Here is a 19,945-nt window from a genome sequence, read left to right as displayed (position 1 = left end):
TGCGGACAGAAATCAGGCGGTGGCCAGGCAGAAGCTTACCGGGAGCAATGCTTACTGGAAATGGAACACGGCTTATAACCGGCGGTCGGTGGCCGAAACGGCGATGTACCGGGTTAAGCAACTGTTCGGTGGGCACCTGACGCTGCGTGACTACGATGCGCAGGTTGGTGAGGCTATGGCCATGATCCGTGCGTTGAACAAAATGACGCGTGCAGGCATGCCAGAAAGTGTGCGGATTGCCTGAGGAAGTCAGTAACGGGAGGCGGTTTATCTAAATCAGATTTAATCAACAAAGCCAAAAGATGATAGAAGTACATGTGATTTTATATAAGTTTTCTTGCTATGCAGCAACAACAAAAAGTAGTCAAAATTCACTTGGTAAAAATAGAACGGAGAATGTATTTAGCACACACACTAATAAGTGTAATTTGCATTCAAAGCATTAATTAATAGTGTTTTCATTTATAATTTATTGCAATAATATCAAGGACGGTTTATGGATAACCTAATTAGTATATATATCACTACGTGTAATAGGGCAGCTAAATTACCTCGTGCGGTTAGATCTGCTATGGAACAATCGTATAAAAATATAGAGATATTAATTTGTGATGATGCATCGACAGATAATACAGAAGAGATAATACAGGAGTTGATGAAGGAGGATAGAAGAATTAAATATTTCAAAAATGAACAAAACATGGGAGCTTGCTACTCAAGAAATGTTTGTATAAATAATGCATGTGGAAAGTATATAACAGGTCTTGATGACGATGATGCTTTTACAACAGAGCGTTTAAAGGTCTTTTTAAATTACTGGGAAGATCAATATTCGTTCATTAGCGCTAATTTTTACGAGGTTTCTGGTAATATATCAACAATTCGTTATGAAAGGAGTACTGATAAGATACATTCTTACAAAGCACTTTTATTTGATAATATTGCTTCAAATCAAGTGTTTACAGAAACCCATAAACTAAGATCAATTAATGGCTTTGATACAAGAGTAAAAAGACTTCAAGATTGGGATACGTGGCTAAGATTAGCTTATAACAAAGGTAATTTTCTAAGCTTGAAAGATAGCACTTATATCATGTATCATGACCACCACTCCATGGAATCTCGAGTATCCCAAAACAGTTCTTTTACGACTGCATTAACGGAATTAGGTAAAAGAAACAAAGAAATTTATGGAGAGAAAAACCATAAAATATTACAGTACCTTATTAAATACCACGCCAATACATTATCATTGTCGGAAGCAGTTAAATGGGCTTTTTATCAGAAAAAATGTCATTATTTAATAAAACACTTAAAAAACATTTTTAATTGGTAAAAAACCATATCTTTTATATTACTTAAGTAATATTGGCAGTCAAAGGGCGCGCGCAATCGCCTTTAAGTAAATCGAGAAATACTTCCTAAGTGAGGGTGCATAACTTTTATAACTTTGTTGCAATCGAAATAAAAATAGGTGAATTGTTTGAACCAAAAAATTATATTCAACTCATTATGGATGTTATCAGAGAAAGTCGTGTCCATTCTAGGGCTGATATTTGTTACTTCCTATATAGCAAAGTATGTAGGGCCAACTATTTATGGGCAGATATCATTTGCGATGTCGATATTTTTACTTATACAAACAATCGCTCAACTTGGAAGCGCTGTTATTATATTTAAACGAATAAGCAAAAATCATAATTCTGGCGTAGCATTAATCAATTCAACAGTATATTTAAGGGCTACCGGATATATAATATGCGCATTCCCGGTTATCATGTTTTTTATATTAAAAGGTCCCTTGGATTCGATTTGGTTTCTCGTTGCTGCCTGTATAGCTTGTTTTTTCAGTTCTGTCGATGTTTATTCTATTTATTATGACGCAACCTTAAAATCGAAAATAAATACTGCATTTAATGTTATAGGGGTTTTAGTTAGCCTGATGTTAAGGTGGGGTATTGCTGAACTAAAAATGGCACCCATTTATTTAACAATACCAATTATTTTCACTTCGCTAATCCCATACCTTTTAAGGTCATTTGCCTATAGGCAAAATATCAGACAAGCCCCATACTCCAAAAGGAACGGTGCTAAATATAGAAAGTACCTTATGATGGCAGGGAGCACTTTTGTGCTTTCAGACATATCTGTGGCTATATATACAAGATTACCTTTATTGTTCTTGGCAGCAGTCGAATCAAAAGCTAATGTGGGTATTTACTCTGTTTCTGTTAACTTAGCAAGTGCCTGGTCATTTATTGCTATCTCTTTTATTTCTTCTAATTTGCCCAGTATATTTTCAGAGAAAGACTTCAACAGGTCTATATCTATCACTGCCAGATTAAATTTACTTGTTGTGGGAATTTGCACGCCAATTATAATAGCCATCTTCTTCTTGGGTGCTTGGTTTATTACCCATTTTTATGGTGCCAGTTACCAGGCAGCTTATATACCATTACTAATACTGAGTATATCAACGATGGTATCGGCCTTAGGTATAGTCTCAGCACGTTTCATAGCTAAGTTTTCAGGATATTCTTTTTTATCAAGAAAGATGTTTTTAGTATTGATTTCTTCAATGTTGCTTAATTACGCTCTGATCAAAGAATATAGTATTACTGGAGCGGCCATGGCAACGTTATTAACAGAGCTACTATCTTTAACTCTATATAATTACTTTTTTAAAAATGGTGCAGTATTCAAACTACACTATAAAACCTTAACATATCCTTTATCCAGGGCTCTTAAATTTTTTTTTAGATAACACAATGCTTTTGACAGGACTTTTTCGATTTCCATTAAGTAAAAACAAGGTTTATTATGAAATATAAAATAGCAGTTGCGGGCACAGGGTATGTCGGGCTTTCTAATGGAATATTACTTGCCCAGCATCATGAAGTGGTTGCATACGATATCGACCAGATGAAAGTGGATAGTATTAATAATAAAAAATCACCTTTTGTCGACAAGGAAATCACGGAGTATTTGGAATCCAAGTCACTTGAAATTTTTGCGACCACTGATAAATATATCGCTTTTAAAAATGCTGATTTTGTGATAATTGCCACACCAACCAATTATGATCCCGTCAATAACTATTTTAATACTGAAAGTGTAGAGTTGGTAGTTAAAGATTGTATAGAAATTGCTCCGAATGCCACAATTATCATCAAATCAACTATACCGGTTGGATACTGTAAAGGTCTTAAATTAAAACTTGGCATTAACAATATTATTTTCAGCCCAGAGTTTTTAAGAGAAGGAAGAGCGCTTTATGATAATCTTTATCCATCAAGAATAGTAGTTGGCAGTAAAAGTGCTGTAGCTAAGAAATTTGCGGATTTACTCATTGAGGGCGCTTGCAAGGAAAATATCCCAGTTCTCTTGACTGAAGATACTGAAGCGGAAGCTATAAAACTATTCTCAAATACTTATTTAGCATTACGCATTGCTTATTTCAATGAACTAGATAGCTATGCGGAGCATTATAATCTTAATAGCGAAGAAATTATCAAAGGAGTTAGCTTGGACCCGCGAATAGGTTCGCATTACAATAATCCATCATTTGGTTATGGCGGATATTGTTTACCTAAAGACACAAAGCAGTTACGTGCTAATTATTTAAATGTACCTAATAATATAATTAATGCAATAGTAGAGGCTAACAGAACACGCAAAGACTTTATAGCTGAAAACATTATTAAAAGGCGCCCTAATGTTGTTGGTGTATATAGGCTTGTAATGAAAGCTGATTCTGATAACTTTCGTGAATCTGCTGTTCAAGGTATAATGAAACGTCTAAAAGCTAAAGGCATTGAAATATTGGTATATGAACCAGAGTTGAATGATGCTCTTTTCTTTAACTCTCGCGTGACGCACAGTTTGGAAGAGCTGAAAAATCTTTGCGATATTATCATCACTAACCGCAATGTTGATGAGTTAAAGGATGTTGAAAACAAAGTATACACTCGGGACTTGTTTGGTTTTGATTAGTGACCAATACTCGGCATTAGGAATGCCTTTGTCCAAATGCAAATCTGCAAACAGCTACCATCAACAGATGGACGATCTAAGGGACAAGTATAGGGCGGTGCCTCCAATCAGTAGAACATTTATTTTTCGATAAATGCACCGATGACTTTTTCATTAAGCTCAACAGAGCGTGAGAGGCAGAGGGTTCTGCGGGCTAGTCTTTTGATTCGGGTCCTCAGTGTCAGATTTTTACGCTCAATACGCTGAGTAAAAAACTTTCGGGTCAGATACTTATCTTTAAGGACTTCTCTGGCATAACTGCACCAGTTGTCGCTGGTTATAGTGCCGATGTTAAAAGGGACGAGCAACGCAAGCAGTTCACGGCAGGTTTCATCTGTACTTGGGCTCAAAGTGTAGGCCAGTACGCCTCTGGCTTACTAGAGCCTGTGTTGCCGAGCCTCCCAGAAGACATACTGGTATTGGTAGACCTCGCAGAAAATGTTAATCTGTGTGGTTTCAGCGCACTGTGATTCTGACGTGGCTATTAAAAAGTATGATAAAGACATGGGTGTTGGCTATCTGCTCCCAATAAACCCAGCATCTCGGACTATCGATTGCGATCACATTTCGTATTAATTATTGGAAAAGTGGTAAAGGCACAGTGGCCAGAAGAGAAGTTTTTCTAAAAGAAGGAGTTGTCTCAAATGAAATTTAGATTCCTACCCCCTGTTATAGTACTGCTAGGTGCGGCAGGCTTCATGATCTGGTTCTTTGCGAGTGGTGCGGCTATGCACGGTGGCTGACAATAATCCAAACACACTCTTGTCCAGCTCCGGAGCGGTAAGCATAAGGGTGATGATTAATTATCACCGGATTATATTGATGCAAGGTTTGTGATTTGAAGATTTTAACGTTAATTCCTGCGCTGATATGTATATCTGCGTTGATCCTTTTCTGCTGGTCAATTGTTCAGGGTTACGCCATGAGTGGAACTTGAAATTTTCGTAAAGTTTTAATGTTTATAGATTTTACATAAATTTTAATTTACTAGCTGGCCACATATGATGTTTAGATTCCCCCCTTCATCATGGTACTGCTCGATACAGAGGGGCTTCATGACATGGAGCTTTGCAAGAGGTGGAGCGGCCAGCGGTGGTTGCAGACCAACTAAGATAAGGTTATTTGACGATGAAAAGAACTTTGATAATTGGCTATATGTCGTTTATTTCAATTGCTTTGATTGTTGCCCTTATCGAGGGCGCCAGGGCTTAATTTTGGCTCTGGCGTGTTAACGGAGGTTGGCTGACTAAAAGTGCGCGGCCTGTTTTTCAGGCAGTCAGCAGATAAAACTGTTCTGCCGGAGATAATCCGTCCCCGGACGGATGCTGATATTGCCCTTTGCGTATCATGAGAACCCACTCAATACCGGACAGAATCGTCTGTGCCCGCCTGACCGTGATACATTCCTCTTTTTCCTCAGCGCCGCTGTATTGGCGCCACTCTTATCTATAGTCACCACTTTGGGCTCGCCATGGTGGCGAATGGCCTTACGGAAGAAACGCAGGGCAGCGGCGGCACCAGGCGGATAACCCCGCGATGAAGCGTGGAATGGTCAACCACCACGCCACGCTCGGCCATCATCTCTTCCAGATTTCGCAGGCTGAGGGAATAAGTCAGATACCAGTGTACGCACTGGGTAATAACGTCAGCGGGATAATGCAGGCGTCTGAAGGCTTTTCGGGTCAGGGATATGGGCAGGCAACATACAAGAAAAATGGATAAATGGGTTCGTCAGCTTAAAGAAGAACTCCCCAAAAGCCTCACCGATAACGCCTGAGCAGATAGAGAGCCGCGAGCTAAAGAAACGATTACAACGTATTGAAATAGAAACTGATATTCTAAAAAAGGCTACTGCGCTCTTGATGTCGACCTCCCTGAAAAATTCTCGCTAGTTGAGAAACTCAGGACGCGGTTTTCTGTTGCCACTGTTTGCAAGATGTTCGGGATCCATCGCAGCAGCTATCGATACTGGTTCAAGCAGCCACGTTTACCAGATGCGGAGCGTGTCCTTTTACTCGGGTTAATCCGTGAAGTTCACCACGCCAGTCAAGGTTCAGCGGGGGCGCGAATTATTGCTGCCGATATGGTCAGCGCAAAGGGAACGCCTTTAGGCCGTTGGCGGGCAGCTAAGCTAATGAAAGAACTGAATATCGCCAGTTGCCAACAACCCGCGCATCGCTACAAAAAGGCCACCAAAGAGCATGTAGATATCCCGAATCATCTAGATCGTCAGTTCGCGGTGACAGAGCCTAATCAGGTATGGTGCGGTGATGTGACGTATCTCTGGACGGATAAACGGTGGGCTTATCTGGCGGTGGTTTTGGATTTATTCTCCCGCAAACCAGTCGGCTGGGCGATGTCGTTTTCACCTGACAGTGCGCTGATGGGAAAGGCATTAACGATGGCTTGGGAATCAAGAGGTAAACCCGCGGGTGTTATGTTCCATTCAGATCAGGGAAGTCACTATACCAGCAGGAAATTCAGACAGTTACTGTGGCGATATCGTATAAAGCAAAGCATGAGTCGACGGGGAAATTGTTGGGATAATAGTCCGATGGAACGCTTTTTCCGAAGCCTGAAATAAGAATGGGTTCCGAAAAGTGGTTACGCTAACTTTAGGGACGCAAACATAGAGATAACGAATTATATCATTGGCTATTACAGCCAGCTCAGACCCCACCAATATAATGGTGGATTAACACCCAATGAATCAGAAAGATTGTTTTGGGAAAGCTCTAAAGCCGTGGCCAATTTTTGTTGACCACTTCAAAAGAACATTAAAGAACGGTAAACTTCCCTTTTTTAAGGAGGTTCAATATGTTCAGAAAACTAGCAGCAGAATTCTTTGGAACTTTTTGGCTGGTTTTTGGCGGCTGTGGTAGTGCGGTACTTGCAGCAGCATACCCAGGGCTAGGAATTGGTTTCGCCGGTGTAGCTCTCGCATTCGGCTTAACGGTGCTGACAATGGCATATGCTGTCGGCCATATTTCGGGGGGCCATTTCAACCCGGCTGTAACACTGGGGTTGTGGGCTGGCGGACGGTTCTCAACAAAAGATATTGTCGGCTACATCGTCGCTCAAGTCATTGGCGGTATTGCAGCGGCCGCTGTACTTTATTTAATCGCCAGCGGGAAAAGTGGTTTTGATGCAACAATCAGCGGATTTGCATCAAATGGCTATGGAGAACATTCTCCTGATCACTATTCTGTTTTGTCAGCAATCGTCATTGAGATCGTTCTGACTTGTGTTTTCTTAATTGTTATTCATGGTGCTACCGATAAGCATGCTCCGGCAGGCTTTGCTCCTATCGCTATAGGCCTTGCTCTGACCCTAATCCATCTCGTCAGCATACCTGTAACCAACACATCAGTGAATCCGGCGCGCAGTACGGCGGTGGCTATTTTCCAGGGGGGGTGGGCATTGCAGCAACTCTGGCTGTTTTGGGTCATGCCGATTATAGGCGGTATCCTCGGCGGTATAATTTATCGGTTCTTACTTGAGAAGCGTGATTAATCGACCCAAAGGCCTGAAATAGTCAGGCCTTCTTTATATTTATCTGAGTGGTTCTGTCGCATTAACGGAGGTTGGCTGGCTAAAAGTGCGCTGCCTGTTTTCAGGCAGTCTGATCCTACCCACGTAATGTGGACACGGACCTAAGCGAGGGTCTGGTTTTCAAACTGTTCCGAGCTGATACCGCCACATGCACTATGCCGACGCCAGCGATTGTAATCACACTCGATATAATTAAAAATCGTCGTTCGCATTATTTCACGACTGGCAAAACTTTCAGCTCTGTCGCATTAAGCGGCTCATCAGGTAAGATGCCTTTTCTTGTATGTTGCCTGCCCATGTCCCTGACCCGAAAAGCCTGGCACTGTTGCACAGTTATTGATGAGTTAGCCTTTCGTGTTATTGAAAGGTCTTAGCTTTCAAAGACTCTGCTCACCAGACGCATCTCGCCCAGGGGATGCCCAAAATAAAATGATTCTGCCTGACCTTTCCGTAGCGCACGCATCACTTCAATCCCTTTGATTGTGGCGTAAGCCGTCTTCATGGATTTAAATCCCAGTGTGCCGCCGATTATCCTTTTCAGCTTGCCATGATCGCATTCAATGACGTTATTCCGATACTAAATCTGTCGGTGTTCAACATCAGGCGGACATCGACCTTCGCGTTTGAGCAGTGCGAGCGCACGGCCATAGGTCGGCGCTTTATCTGTGTTGATAAATCGAGGGATCTGCGACTCCTTCACGTTGTTGAATATTTTACCCAGGGACCGGTATGCCGCCTTGCTGTTACGACATGGAGAGAGGTAAAAGTCGACAGTACGGCCCCTGTTGTCAACGACTAGGTAAAGATAAGCCCAGCGGCCATTGACTTTCACGTACGTTTCATCAACGTGCCACGGGCAAAGATCGGAAGGGTTACGCCAGTACCAGCGCAGTCGCTTTTCTATTTCAGGGGCATAACGCTGAACCCAGCGGTAAATCGTGGAGTGATCGACATTCACACCACGCTCGGCCAGCATCTCCTGTAGTTCACGGTAGCTGATGCCGTATTTGCAGTACCAGTGTACCGCCCACAGGATGATGTCACGCTGAAAATGCCGGCCTTTGAATTACTCAGTCAGCAAAAAAGGGGCGATAAGTTTACCACCTCCTGATTTTTGCAACAGAGCCCTTAAAATCCCTTAGCCCTTTCCGCCTTATATCCACGCCCGCATTGGGCGAGAGTTTACGGCGGTTTTGCTAACTGGCTGACTTCTCAATTTTTAGCCCAGTAAAAGGCGGACCATTGCAGGTGCAGAGTGCTGTCCACACATTATTCAGCTTAACCTACCTGGATGCTCTGTTTATTACCATCATCGTGCAGGATTACAATGGCACGAAAGAAAAGGTTGAGCGCCGGAACAATATTGTCAAACCATTGCACAAAAAAAAAGATCCTACAAGGATAATAAATTTACTTAAAAAGGTTTAAATGTGAAGTCTGGGCACTCCAGTTTGGGACTAGAGACAAAAAATCACGCTAAGCCATGCATTTTAGTAAACAACCAGATTCTTTCTGAAGCCACATCCGTGTTATGAAGAAGACCCGCGGCATCAGCAAGTCGGAAAATCTCGCAGTAATGGGAAAGGCTACGTGCACTTTGCATACCACCCAGCATGGAAAAATGATTTTGATGCCCATTCAGCCACGCGAGGAAGACAATTCCCGCCTTGTAATACTGCGTCGGACTGGCAAAAATATGTCGCGCCAGGGGTAATGTTGGCGTCAGTACCCGGAGATATTCCGCAGAATTCCCCTGAGCAAGCTCAGTGAGTGCCCTTGCGGCTGCAGGTGCTATGGCATCAAATATTCCCAGCAGAGCATGAGAATAGCCCTGTTTATCTCCTGCAATTAATTCGGGATAGTTGAAATCATCGCCGGTATACATTTTTACCGAAGCAGGAAGTTGCCGGCGCATTTCAATCTCTCTATCTTTATCAAGCAGCGATATTTTGATACCAGCTATCTTGTCCCTGTTATTCCGTATCACTGCCAGGCAAACTTCCATCGCGTCATGAATCTGTGTCTCTCCCCAGTAACCTTTGAGTGAGGGATCAAACATATCCCCGAGCCAGTGCAAAATCACCGGTTCTTTGACTTGCTGGAGCACCGTGTCGTAAACGCGAATATAATCCTCGGGCCCTTCAGCTATTACGGCTAGAGCTCTGCTTGACATAAGAATGATGCGTCCGCCGCAGTCTTCAATTGCTGCAATCTGCTGTTCGTAAGCATCAATAACATCTTTAAGGGTCAATCTGGAATAATCACTGAGATGATCGGTACCTGCGCCGCTGGCCACTTTTGCGCCGGGAAAGTCTCTTGCCTGTTCCACACTGCGCTGAATAAGCTCAAGACTCGTGGCCCAGTCCAGCCCCATTCCGCGTTGTGCAGTATCCATTGCCTCAGCTACGCCAAAACCAAGTGACATAAGATGGCGTCGATATTGCAGCGTCGAATCCCAATCGATTGCCATATCACGGGTTGGGTTTTTCATTTTTGTCGGATCACAGACAATATGCGCGGCAGCAAAAACCTCCCGGTTGAATTCAGGTTTAGCCGGTATATCCCAACTACGTTCACCTTTCATCACATAGCTATACGGCACGCCATTGCTGCCAAGTAGGCACACTTTATCGATAATTGACATAAACACCTCTTTATAAGTTTGCTGTTTAAAATTAACGGTTAAATAATTCCCCTTCGCCCGTGGTCGGAATTTCACTTTCATTCGTGACGGTCATGGGCAACTTTTGCACACCTAATAAAATCAGGCTGCTGCAGATAATGACTATTCCGGCAACTAACCAGACCGGCTGCAGGGTATAGTTCTGAGCGAAATATCCCGCCACAATGGGAGATATACCTCCCACTGCCATACCTGCATTCATCACAAATCCGATCGCTGAACCACGTAGTGAAGGCGGCACCAATTCAGCCGTAAATGACAACACCAACGGGGTAATGGGATAGCCTAGAAACCCCAGAAGCATGACCAGAATAATGATCACAGGCGTCGCCAGATCCAGCACCATGCACGACATGAGTAGTCCGCTTGCCAGAGTGATACACATTAAAATCTTACGCCGCCTTGCAAAATCGCCCTTATCGCAATACCGGCCCAGCAAAAAACCGCCAAGTGCGCCGGTAATCCCTAACAGACTGGCGATAGTCCCCGCCACCCCAATTGACAGGTTTTTTACATGCATCAGGTAACTTGGTGCCCACAGAAGCACAATCCACCACCCGGCAAGTAATGTGAAATAGTAGGCAGCCATCAATATCACCGGCAGGTGACTGAACAACATTCTCACCGGTATCCTTGCGACCTGCGGTCTCTTAACCTGGCTGGCTTGTCGGCGATCATTTTTTACCAACAGCGCATAGAGTATCGCTATGACTAGCCCGAGTACGCCCGCGACAAAAAACACCACCCTCCAGCCATATATTGGCCCAAGTATTGCCCCCATCCAGGTGCCGAGAAAGCCACCGATCGGGTATCCCATCCAGTAAAGAGACATGACCGTCGTTCGTTGCCGTTCGTTCGTGACATTGGCGACTTCAAGTGAGGCTGCAGGCCAAAATACGCCTTCACCAATCCCGGTCAGCACACGATAAAAGATCAGGCTCGTCAAACTACCCGCAGCTCCAGTCATAAACGTGGCAAATGAGAACATTAATAATCCGAGGATCAGCACCGGTTTGCCGCTGAGCTTGTCTGCAATGATCCCGGAAATAAATAAAAACAGGATGAAGCCAAAGAAGAATGAGGAGAGAAGAATGCCAGTCTTGCCTTTGTTCAGTCCAAAATCATGGGCGATGAGTTCAACTGCCGACGAGACGGTCATGCGATCGACCGAATACATCATGTATCCCAGCCCGCAAAGCACGGTAATCAAAATCATTTTTCGGGTATCTGTGCTCATATTTTCCTCGATATTGTCTCTCGACCGACGAAAACAGCCATTAAGGCTCTGTCAGATACGTGATAGAAGGAGTTACTGACTTAACCGTGTTCCTTATGACGAGCTTTGCACACACGCAGCACCTCATCGGGATCACGCATCCACCAGTTCTTGCGCGAAAAAATTTCAACTTCATGAAAACCGATATATCCCAGAGCTTCGACAGATTGCCTAAAAGCACGGATATTAATGACACCGTCGCCCATCATGCCGCGATCTTCCAGCAAGTCCTGCGTCGGATTCAACCAGTCACAGATGTGAAATGCTAAAAGTCTTTTTGAACCAGCCCGGGTAATTTCCTGCTGAAAATTGGGGTCCCACCAAGTGTGATAGAGATCGATCGCCAATCCAAGACCGTCATCCCCCAACTCGTCACACAGGTCGTTTGCCTGGGACAGCGTGTTCACACAGGCCCGGTCTGCGGCATACATCGGGTGTAGTGGCTCAATAGCAAGATTCATTCCTCGTGGGCGAGAATAATCCAGTAGCGCACTGAGCCCATCACGTACCTGATTTCGCGCACCACTCAAATCTTTTGAACCAGCCGGTAACCCCCCAACCACCAACACCAGACAGGCTGCATTCAGTTCCAACGCCTCATCGACAGCACGCTGGTTATCCTGAAGATGACGGCGCCTTTCTGCCTCATCGTTTCCCGGAAACATACCTCCACGGCAGTAGCCAGTCACTGTCAGGCCATGTTGCTTAATCATTCTGCTTGTTTGCAATAAGCCGAGTTCAGCAACCTGATCGCGCCATGGCGAAATACCGCGTATATCGTGACGGGCGCACCCTTCAATGATTTGAGCCAGTGTCCATTGCTGACGAACAGTGGCAGTATTGAGTGAAAGTTTATGTGGATCGGGCTGATGCATGATTTCCTCCTTAACTCCCAAGTGACGGTACATCAATCCAACGACGCTCTCTCCAGCTTTTCATTGCTAAATCAACCAGCTGTAGGCCTTTTGCTCCTTCAAGAAGATCCCAGCGATACTCGCCTTCTCCCCAGACATGGCGCAGGAAAAGCTCCCACTGTACTTTGAAGGCATTGTCGTATTCCTGGGTATCTGGCACTCTGGTCCAGTCATCAAAGAAGTTATGCGTCTGACGTATATCCGGATTCCATATGGGTTTTGGCGTATTGATGCTAGACTGCGTGTAGCAATCCGTCAGACCGGCCACCGCCGATCCCTTAACGCCATCAACCTGAAAAGTCACCAGATCATCGCGGCGGACACGCACGCACCATGAGCTGTTAATTTGAACAATCACACCGTTGTGTAGTTCGAATGTAGCGTAAACTGCATCATCGGCAGTAGCCTCGTAAGGCTGGTGTTTTTCATCCCAGCGTTCTGGAATATGCGTAGCACCGATGCAGCTGAGGCTTTTAATTTCACCGAAAAGATTGTCAATCACGTAGCGCCAGTGGCAAATCATATCGAGAATGATGCCGCCGCCGTCTTCCTGCCGATAATTCCAGGAGGGACGTTGGGCTGGTTGCAGGTCGCCTTCAAATACCCAGTACCCAAACTCAGCACGTACAGAAAGGATATGCCCGAAGAAGCCAGATTTGTTAAGAATTTGCAGTTTTTGCAGGCCCGGTAACCAGAGTTTATCCTGCACAACACCGTGGCAAACACCTTTTTCAGTGGCAAAATGATAGAGATCCATCGCTTCATCGAAACTTATAGCCACGGGTTTTTCACTATAAACATGCTTGCCCTTGCTAATGGCTTTTCTCAGCAAATGTGGACGGGCCTGAGTGGTTGCCGCATCGAAGAAAATGGTGTCGTTGGGATTACTTAATGCCTCATCAAGGTTAGTTCCCCAGCGATCAATACCAAACGTTTTCGCCAATGCCGACATTTTGTCAGCATCACGTCCAATTAAAATAGGATCGGGTATCAACCGGTCGCCGTTAGCCAGTTCAACCCCACCCTGCTCACGGATTTTGACGATAGAACGGATAAGATGCTGGTTTTTACCCATACGGCCAGTCACGCCGTGCATAATGATACCAACGGGAATTTGTGCCATGTGTTACCTCAATGAAAGTCAGATTAAGGTGAGTCAGAATTTTTTCAACCATATGGTTGATTAACGTAATATAGACAGGATAAAAAAAGATAACTTTGATCAATTTCACAAAACCAACCAGTTGGTTGAATTAATCGCGTTTGTTTTCATCGCAAAAATTGGCACTATACTGTGGGCATGAGATTTGAGGACAAATATTTGACCAAGCGTATTATGAAAGATAAAACAGATGTAGCTGATCGACAATTGCGCATCTTGCAGGCAGCACGGGCAGAATTTGCTGAGAAAGGATTTGATGGTGCACGCGTTGACCGTATAGCCGAACGAGCTCAGGCAAATAAGCAACTGATCTACTACTACTTTACCAATAAAGACGAACTGTTTACCCGCGTGCTTGAAGATGCCTACCGCGACATACGTCACTGCGAAGCCGCCCTCTCGCTTGATGCTTTTTCCGCCCATGAAGCGGTATTGAAGCTGGTCGAGTTTACTTGGAATTACTACCTGAACAATCCAGAGTTCATCCGCCTTCTCAACAGTGAAAATCAACTCAAAGCGCGTCATCTCAAAAATTCTGTTAAAACGGTAAACATTAACCAAAGTTGGATAAATATTTCCCGCAATCTCCTTGAACGTGGTTTTTATGAAGGAAACATTCGGGAAAATATCGATGTCATGCAGCTGAATATTAATATCTCAGCTCTGGGATTCTTCTATTTAATTAACCAATCTACTCTGTCGATAGTTTACCAGCAGGATCTTGGTGAAAAAAAGGCACTTGACGAAAGATTACGCGTCATTAAAGAGTGTATCAGCGCTTGGATCAAACCCTAGTAGGTAATGATATCAGCTGACTGATTTAGTGTATGATGGTGTTTTTGAGGTGCTCCTGTGGCTTCCGTCTCCGTCTGCTATCCCTCCTGCTCCGCTACTGAAGGCGTGGTCCGTAATGGCAAAAACACCTCAGGCCATCAGCGTTATCTCTGTTCTCACTGCCGTAAAACATGGCAAATCAGTTTCACCTACACCGCTACTCAGCCCGGTACACACCAGAAAATCGTTGATATGTCCATGAATGGCGTCGGATGCCGTGCCACCGCACGCATTATGGACGTTGGCCTCAACACCATTTTCTTTCCACCATTTAAAAAACTCAAGCCGCAGTGAGTAACCTCCCGGATACAGCCGGGCAGTGACGTCATTGTCGGCGCGGAGATGGACGAGCAGTGGGGTTACGTCGGAGCCAAATCACGCCAACGCTGGCAGTTTGGTAGGCATCTTACGCTGCGAGACTACGATGCACATGTCTTTGGTGAATGCACCATGAACACATGGGAGCGTCTGCTGAGCCTGTTGTCGCCCTTTGAGGTGGTGGTATGGATGATGGACGGATGGCCGCTGTATGAGTCACGCCTGAAGGGAAAGCTGCACGTTATCAGCAAGCGTTACACGCAGCGTATTGAGCAGCATAATCTGAATCTGAGGCAGCATCTGGGCAGGAAGTCGCTGTCGTTCTGAAAATCGGTGGCACAGTATGACAAAGTTATCGGGCATTATCTGAACATAAAACACTATCAGTGAATTGGAGTCATTACCCATCCACGGACTGTAAACTACCCCAGCTTAAGGCAGACTTGAAACGCTCTCGCCTGCCCCGTTATTGTTATGTACTGATCAGGCGTTTGAATAATAGCTGCTGAATATCCTGTTTATGCGACAATATAGCATGGGCTGTTATTGTATACCCTTCGACAGAATATAATATTCTGTAACCTTCATTGGTGTTACATTCCCGATATTTAGCACAGCCAATTTTAAGTAACTCGGGGCAAATCTGACAACCAAGGGGGAAATGCGTTACGCGTGTTTCAAAATACTCAAGTATGCCGGAAATAACAGGCTTGGGTTCTACCTCGATACGCCGCAAATAGTGGGCGATGTCCTCAATGCAAATCTTTACTGTGTGCGTATACTCAATCACAATCGGCATTTACAGGCCTGCCAAAAGTTGGGTTTTTGAATAGGTTTTAGCGTCCGCTTTATCTTTCTCGGAAAGTGTCAGCAGCTTGAGCAGGGCGACAGCGTTCTCACGCTCCTGCTGCGCGTCATACGATTCGATGACATAGGCGGGGATGCCATTTTGTGTAACCAGGATTGGCTCAGCCAGGTCGAGCGTTGCCGCATTTTTTTTCACATAACTGATTGTTTCGTGTTTCATGGTAAGCCTCGCTTAATAACGAGATTCAAATTTAGTCCAAATTTAGACTTATGGCAAGAGTTTCTTCTTTTTACTTATAAGTGCGAAAGGGAAATCTTTATTTAATATATTAAAAACAACATCTTAGTTGTTTCGCGTTAAGCGGGTGTCAGGTAACATGCTGTTTTTTTTGTGATGTTGCCTGACCATGTCCCTGATCCGAAAAGCCTTCAGGCGCCTGCATTATCCCACCGATACTATCGCCCAGTGCGTACGCTGGTACCTGACTTATTCCCTCAGCCTGCGAAATCTGGAGGAGATGATGGCCGAGCGCGGCGTGGTGGTTGACCATTCCACGCTTACCGCTGGGTTATCCGCCTGATACCGTTGCTGGATAAAGCCTTCCGCCGGCATAAACGTCGCACGGGTCGCCGGTGGCGAATGGATGAAACCTACATCAAAGTCCGAGGCCAGTGGAAATATCTGTACCGGGCAGTTGATACCACAGGGCAGACCATCGATTTTTTGCTGACAGCTAAGCGGGATGCCGCCGCTGCCCTGCGTTTCTTCCGCAAGACCATCCGACATCATGGCGAGCCCGAAGTGGTGACTATCGATAAGAGTGGCGCCAATACAGCGGCGCTGGCTACGCCCAATGCCGGTAAGGAAAAAGAGGAATGAGTCACGGTCAGGCAGAACAAGTATCTGAACAACCTGATTGAGCAGGGCCACCGGAATATCAAACGCCGGATAAAACTGATGACGGGATTCAAATCGTTCAGACGGGCACAGACGATTCTGGCCGGTATTGAGTGAGTTCACATGCTACGCAAAGGGCAATGTCAGCATCCGTCCGGGGACGGATTATCTACGGCGGAACAGTTTTATCTGCTGACTGCCTAAAAAACAGCCAGCGCACTTTTAGCCAGCCGACCTCCGTTAACGCGACATGTCCTCCGCCAGACCCATCGGAAAATCAGGGTCGCTTGTGCCGACGGGGCTTATGACACAAAACTATCCCATGACGAACTGCTGCGTAAGAAAATCAAGGCACTTATCCCACCGCGAACTCGGGCGGGTTACTGGCCGGAGGGGTATGCGGACAGAAATCAGACGGTGGCGAAACAACGCCTAACGGGGAGCAATGCTTACTGGAAATGGCGCTCGGTGGGCACCTGACGCTGCGTGACTACGATGCACAGGTTGGTGAGCCTATGGCCATGATCCGTGCATTGAACAAAATGACGCGTGCAGGGATGCCAGAAAGTGTGCGGATTGCCTGAGGAAGTCAGTGACGGGGGCGCTTTTATCTAAATCCGTTTTATTCAACAAAGGCCACAGGTATCCGAATCAACACAAAATCGGGGATTACACCATATGAAATTTCGAATTATCGATGAAAATAACCGGAAGGTAGATGAAACCATATTCAGCTTGTATATATAATAAGATTATATTGCACCATAAAATACATTTTATAAGTCAACCTCAAGCAAGGAGGTGATTTTTGAGATTGACTTATGATTATTCTAGGTTTTGTTAATTAACATTTTTTCAGAAGCAATATCGCGTTAAATATATTTATTCAAGAACAAGTGTTTAATTCATTTATTTTCCTGAGAAAATCGGCTGTGTTATTTCTTGAGTAAGGTAATTTCCAATTTTAATAATTAAATTATTATCCCAATCTTTGATGGTTTGTTCTAATTTTTCGTAGGATTAGGGTTTTTAAAGGCATAAAAATCACCTATTTTTACAAGTTTCACATTTTTATTTTAACTGGAAAATTGAAGGTTGATATGGCTTCACAGGAACTAAACGTTACGCATGCTTCATTGCAATGCTTGATTAAGATATAGTTGCATCGACCCTTTGGGCACACAGCTTACAGCACAGAGGGGACACCTTCATTAATATCGCATTTTCATAACTTTCGATAAAATGACTCAAAGTTACTAACTTTATATAATAGGATTTATATAAATCTAGAAACCGACAGGCGTTCCGCGGTACCATTGGTGTTCGGGGCGTCATCGGGCCTGCGCCGCGCGTCTCCCTGGACGATCGCGCTGCGTGATTTCTGCGGCATTCTTCCCCACGAAGCGTGGCAGATTTCACGCAGCGCGATCAAAGGATCTTTGCCTATAAAGTGAGCACACCATGACCCTACCGACGAACGCGGGTGAGTTTCCGCTCATGCCCGAGCTGGCGCCCGACCTGACCGCGAGGCTGCGCGAATTTGTCCAGGATCGGGACGCGTTTTCGCCGAACACCTGGCGCCAGTTGCTTAGCGTGATGCGAACCTGCGCGCGCTGGTCCCATGAGCATGGCCGCCAATTTTTGCCGATGTCATCGCCGGACCTGCGTGATTACCTGGCATTTCTGCAGGCGTCGGGGCGCGCCTCAACCACGATCCGTTCTCACGCGTCGCTGATCTCTATGTTACACCGTCACGCCAACCTGACGCCGCCCAATGCGTCGCCGCTGGTTTTTCGCACGCTGCGAAAAATCAACCGTACCGCCGTGGTGAGCGGCGAGCGTGCCGGCCAGGCGCTGCCTTTTTGCCTGACGGACCTGCAGGCACTCGACGCGCACTGGTCTGCCTCGTGCCAGGTGCGCGACACCCGAAATCTGGCCTTTCTACACGTGGCTTACAGCACGCTTTTACGTATCAGCGAATTGGCCCGCCTGCGGGTGAGTGACATTCGGCGCGCCGACGATGGGCGCATGATCCTTCATGTGGGCTGGACCAAAACGGTGGTCCAGGCGGGTGGCATGGTCAAGGCGCTGAGTCGCGCCTCTACCCGGCGGCTGGACGCCTGGCTGGCCGTGGCCGGCCTCTTCGCGGAGCCCGACGCTTTTCTCTTCTGCCCTGTACACCGGTCCAATCAGGCCACGCCGATCACCCAAGCCCCCCTGAGCACGCCGGCGCTGGAGGCGATCTTTTCCCAGGCGTGGAAAGCCGCCGGCCCGGCCGGTGTGACGCAAACCAATAAGGGGCGCTATCGTACCTGGAGCGGGCATAGCGCGCGCGTCGGCGCCGCGCAGGACATGGCCCGTAGTGGCTATGCGGTCGCACAGATCATGCAGGAGGGGACCTGGAAAAAGCCAGAAACGCTGATGCATTACTTACGCCACGTGGAGGCTCACCAGGGTGTCATGGTAGATATGATGGAAAGCTGGGGAGGAGCTGAGGTATCACGGGAAGCCCGTTCATAAACCAAACATGCTATCTACCTCTTCATCAGTATGTCTGAGCTGGTTCACATGATACGCAAAGGTCAATATCCGTCCGGGGACGGGTTATCTCCGGCAGAACAATTTTATCTGCTTTATCGTCCGTGAACTTTATCCACTGATTTTATCAGACCTCGTGCATGCAAATCGTCAGCTCTTGACATAGGAGCGTCAACAGTCCGATGGAACGATTTTTTCGCAGCCTGAAATCAGAATGGGTACCGAAAAGTGGCTATGTAGTGGCATAGTAAATTTGGCCACCTGAATAGAGGTGATATCATCACCTCATAGTCAAAACAGGTGACATTATGACCGGACGTAACAGACGCAATTTTAGCCCCGAGTTTCGCCTCGAGGCTGCCCAGCTTGTACTCGATCAGCATTACACCGTTGCCACCGCTGCCACTGCGATGAATGTCGGCAAATCCACGATGGACAAATGGGTTCGACAACTGAAAGAAGAGCGAGCGGGAAAATCACCCATAGCTTCACCCATTACACCTGAGCAGATCGAGATACGTGAGTTGAAGAAAAGGCTTCAACGTATTGAAATGTAAAGAGATATATTAAAAAAGGCTACCGCGCTCTTGATGTCAGACTCCCTGAACAATTCTCATTAGTTGAGAAACTCAGGGCGCGGTTTCCTGTTGCCGTTGTGTGCAACGTGTTTGGGGTTCATCGCAGCAGTTATAAATACTGGCGGCAGCCCAGGAAGCCTGACGCCACGAGAGTGGCATTACTGAGCCTTGTGCGTGAAGTTTATCGCGAAAGTAACGGTTCAGCAGGAGCGCGAAGCATTGCCGCAATGGTCACCACCAAAGGTATAAAACTGAGCCGCTGGCGGGCAACAAAGCTGATGAAAGCACTCAATATTATCAGCTGTCAGCAACCTGGCCATCGTTATAAGAAAGCGTCTAAGGAACACATAGAG

General features: G+C 45.8%; 12 protein-coding genes and 10 pseudogenes. 12 read left to right on the top strand and 10 right to left on the bottom strand.

Annotated elements, in window-relative coordinates; translation table 11 throughout:
* From SPM24T3_RS23090 to SPM24T3_RS23075, 4 genes and pseudogenes are all read left to right on the top strand, one after another.
* A pseudogene (locus SPM24T3_RS23090) lies at positions 1-244 on the top strand (IS5/IS1182 family transposase); the annotation flags it as partial.
* A 252-nt stretch (positions 245-496) separates the two neighbouring features.
* Positions 497-1,336, top strand: coding sequence for a glycosyltransferase (locus tag SPM24T3_RS23085; RefSeq protein WP_009639256.1), 840 nt, complete (start codon positions 497-499; stop codon positions 1,334-1,336).
* A 147-nt stretch (positions 1,337-1,483) separates the two neighbouring features.
* Positions 1,484-2,764 carry an oligosaccharide flippase family protein gene (locus SPM24T3_RS23080; protein WP_009639255.1) on the top strand — a complete coding sequence of 427 codons (1,281 nt, stop codon included), beginning with the start codon at positions 1,484-1,486 and terminating at the stop codon, positions 2,762-2,764.
* Between the two features lie 56 nt (positions 2,765-2,820).
* Complete coding sequence (locus tag SPM24T3_RS23075) at positions 2,821-3,993, top strand: nucleotide sugar dehydrogenase (protein ID WP_009639254.1); 1,173 nt, start codon at positions 2,821-2,823, stop codon at positions 3,991-3,993.
* 119 nt (positions 3,994-4,112) lie between these two features.
* On the opposite strand, the pseudogene SPM24T3_RS23070 reads toward SPM24T3_RS23075, so the two are convergent.
* Positions 4,113-4,400 (bottom strand): annotated as a pseudogene (locus SPM24T3_RS23070) (IS1 family transposase); the annotation flags it as partial.
* Positions 4,401-5,300: 900 nt separating this feature from the next.
* A pseudogene (locus SPM24T3_RS25230) lies at positions 5,301-5,673 on the bottom strand (hypothetical protein).
* 73 nt (positions 5,674-5,746) lie between these two features.
* On the opposite strand from SPM24T3_RS25230, the pseudogene SPM24T3_RS23060 reads away from it, so the two are divergent.
* Positions 5,747-6,793, top strand: a pseudogene (locus tag SPM24T3_RS23060) (IS3 family transposase); the annotation flags it as partial.
* Positions 6,794-6,849: 56 nt separating this feature from the next.
* Positions 6,850-7,545 (top strand): aquaporin Z, encoded by a 696-nt coding sequence (aqpZ, locus tag SPM24T3_RS23055; protein ID WP_009639250.1) that lies wholly within the window; start codon positions 6,850-6,852, stop codon positions 7,543-7,545.
* A 140-nt stretch (positions 7,546-7,685) separates the two neighbouring features.
* On the opposite strand, the pseudogene SPM24T3_RS24950 reads toward aqpZ, so the two are convergent.
* From SPM24T3_RS24950 to SPM24T3_RS23020, 6 genes and pseudogenes are all read right to left on the bottom strand, one after another.
* Positions 7,686-7,820, bottom strand: a pseudogene (locus SPM24T3_RS24950) (IS3 family transposase); the annotation flags it as partial.
* A 134-nt stretch (positions 7,821-7,954) separates the two neighbouring features.
* Positions 7,955-8,650, bottom strand: a pseudogene (locus SPM24T3_RS24945) (IS6 family transposase); the annotation flags it as partial.
* A gap of 405 nt (positions 8,651-9,055) precedes the next feature.
* Positions 9,056-10,228 (bottom strand): dihydrodipicolinate synthase family protein, encoded by a 1,173-nt coding sequence (locus tag SPM24T3_RS23035; protein WP_009639246.1) that lies wholly within the window; start codon positions 10,226-10,228, stop codon positions 9,056-9,058.
* Between the two features lie 31 nt (positions 10,229-10,259).
* Positions 10,260-11,504, bottom strand: coding sequence for an MFS transporter (locus SPM24T3_RS23030; protein ID WP_009639245.1), 1,245 nt, complete (start codon positions 11,502-11,504; stop codon positions 10,260-10,262).
* 80 nt (positions 11,505-11,584) lie between these two features.
* On the bottom strand, positions 11,585-12,418 hold the full coding sequence (locus tag SPM24T3_RS23025; RefSeq protein WP_009639244.1) for a sugar phosphate isomerase/epimerase: 834 nt from the start codon (positions 12,416-12,418) through the stop codon (positions 11,585-11,587).
* Between the two features lie 10 nt (positions 12,419-12,428).
* Entirely contained in the window at positions 12,429-13,580 is a 1,152-nt protein-coding gene (locus SPM24T3_RS23020; protein ID WP_009639243.1) for a Gfo/Idh/MocA family protein, read from the bottom strand.
* A gap of 198 nt (positions 13,581-13,778) precedes the next feature.
* Here SPM24T3_RS23020 and SPM24T3_RS23015 point away from each other — a divergent pair, with 198 nt between their 5' ends.
* Together SPM24T3_RS23015 and SPM24T3_RS25225 are read left to right on the top strand one after the other, a co-directional pair.
* The gene (locus SPM24T3_RS23015) at positions 13,779-14,414 is read left to right on the top strand and encodes a TetR/AcrR family transcriptional regulator (protein WP_009639242.1); all 636 of its coding nucleotides are present in this window, start codon (positions 13,779-13,781) and stop codon (positions 14,412-14,414) included.
* Between the two features lie 57 nt (positions 14,415-14,471).
* A pseudogene (locus SPM24T3_RS25225) lies at positions 14,472-15,161 on the top strand (IS1 family transposase).
* Positions 15,162-15,243: 82 nt separating this feature from the next.
* Here SPM24T3_RS25225 and SPM24T3_RS23000 read toward each other — a convergent pair.
* Both SPM24T3_RS23000 and SPM24T3_RS22995 read right to left on the bottom strand, forming a co-directional pair.
* Entirely contained in the window at positions 15,244-15,570 is a 327-nt protein-coding gene (locus SPM24T3_RS23000) for a type II toxin-antitoxin system RelE/ParE family toxin (RefSeq protein WP_009639239.1), read from the bottom strand.
* Positions 15,571-15,798: a type II toxin-antitoxin system Phd/YefM family antitoxin gene (locus SPM24T3_RS22995; protein WP_009639238.1), complete on the bottom strand. Its 228-nt coding sequence runs from the start codon at positions 15,796-15,798 to the stop codon at positions 15,571-15,573.
* Between the two features lie 187 nt (positions 15,799-15,985).
* On the opposite strand from SPM24T3_RS22995, the pseudogene SPM24T3_RS24940 reads away from it, so the two are divergent.
* From SPM24T3_RS24940 to SPM24T3_RS25995, 4 genes and pseudogenes are all read left to right on the top strand, one after another.
* Positions 15,986-16,680: pseudogene (locus SPM24T3_RS24940) on the top strand (IS6 family transposase).
* Positions 16,681-16,728: 48 nt separating this feature from the next.
* A pseudogene (locus tag SPM24T3_RS22985) lies at positions 16,729-17,060 on the top strand (IS5/IS1182 family transposase); the annotation flags it as partial.
* Between the two features lie 877 nt (positions 17,061-17,937).
* Positions 17,938-18,996 carry a tyrosine-type recombinase/integrase gene (locus tag SPM24T3_RS22980; protein ID WP_009639234.1) on the top strand — a complete coding sequence of 353 codons (1,059 nt, stop codon included), beginning with the start codon at positions 17,938-17,940 and terminating at the stop codon, positions 18,994-18,996.
* A 326-nt stretch (positions 18,997-19,322) separates the two neighbouring features.
* Positions 19,323-19,945 (top strand): annotated as a pseudogene (locus SPM24T3_RS25995) (transposase); the annotation flags it as partial.

Origin of the sequence: Serratia sp. M24T3, from assembly GCF_000257645.1 — a bacterium.
Lineage (GTDB): Bacteria > Pseudomonadota > Gammaproteobacteria > Enterobacterales > Enterobacteriaceae > Rouxiella.
Note: the sequence above shows the minus strand (reverse complement) of the source record. Positions and strands in the feature narration are given on the sequence as shown.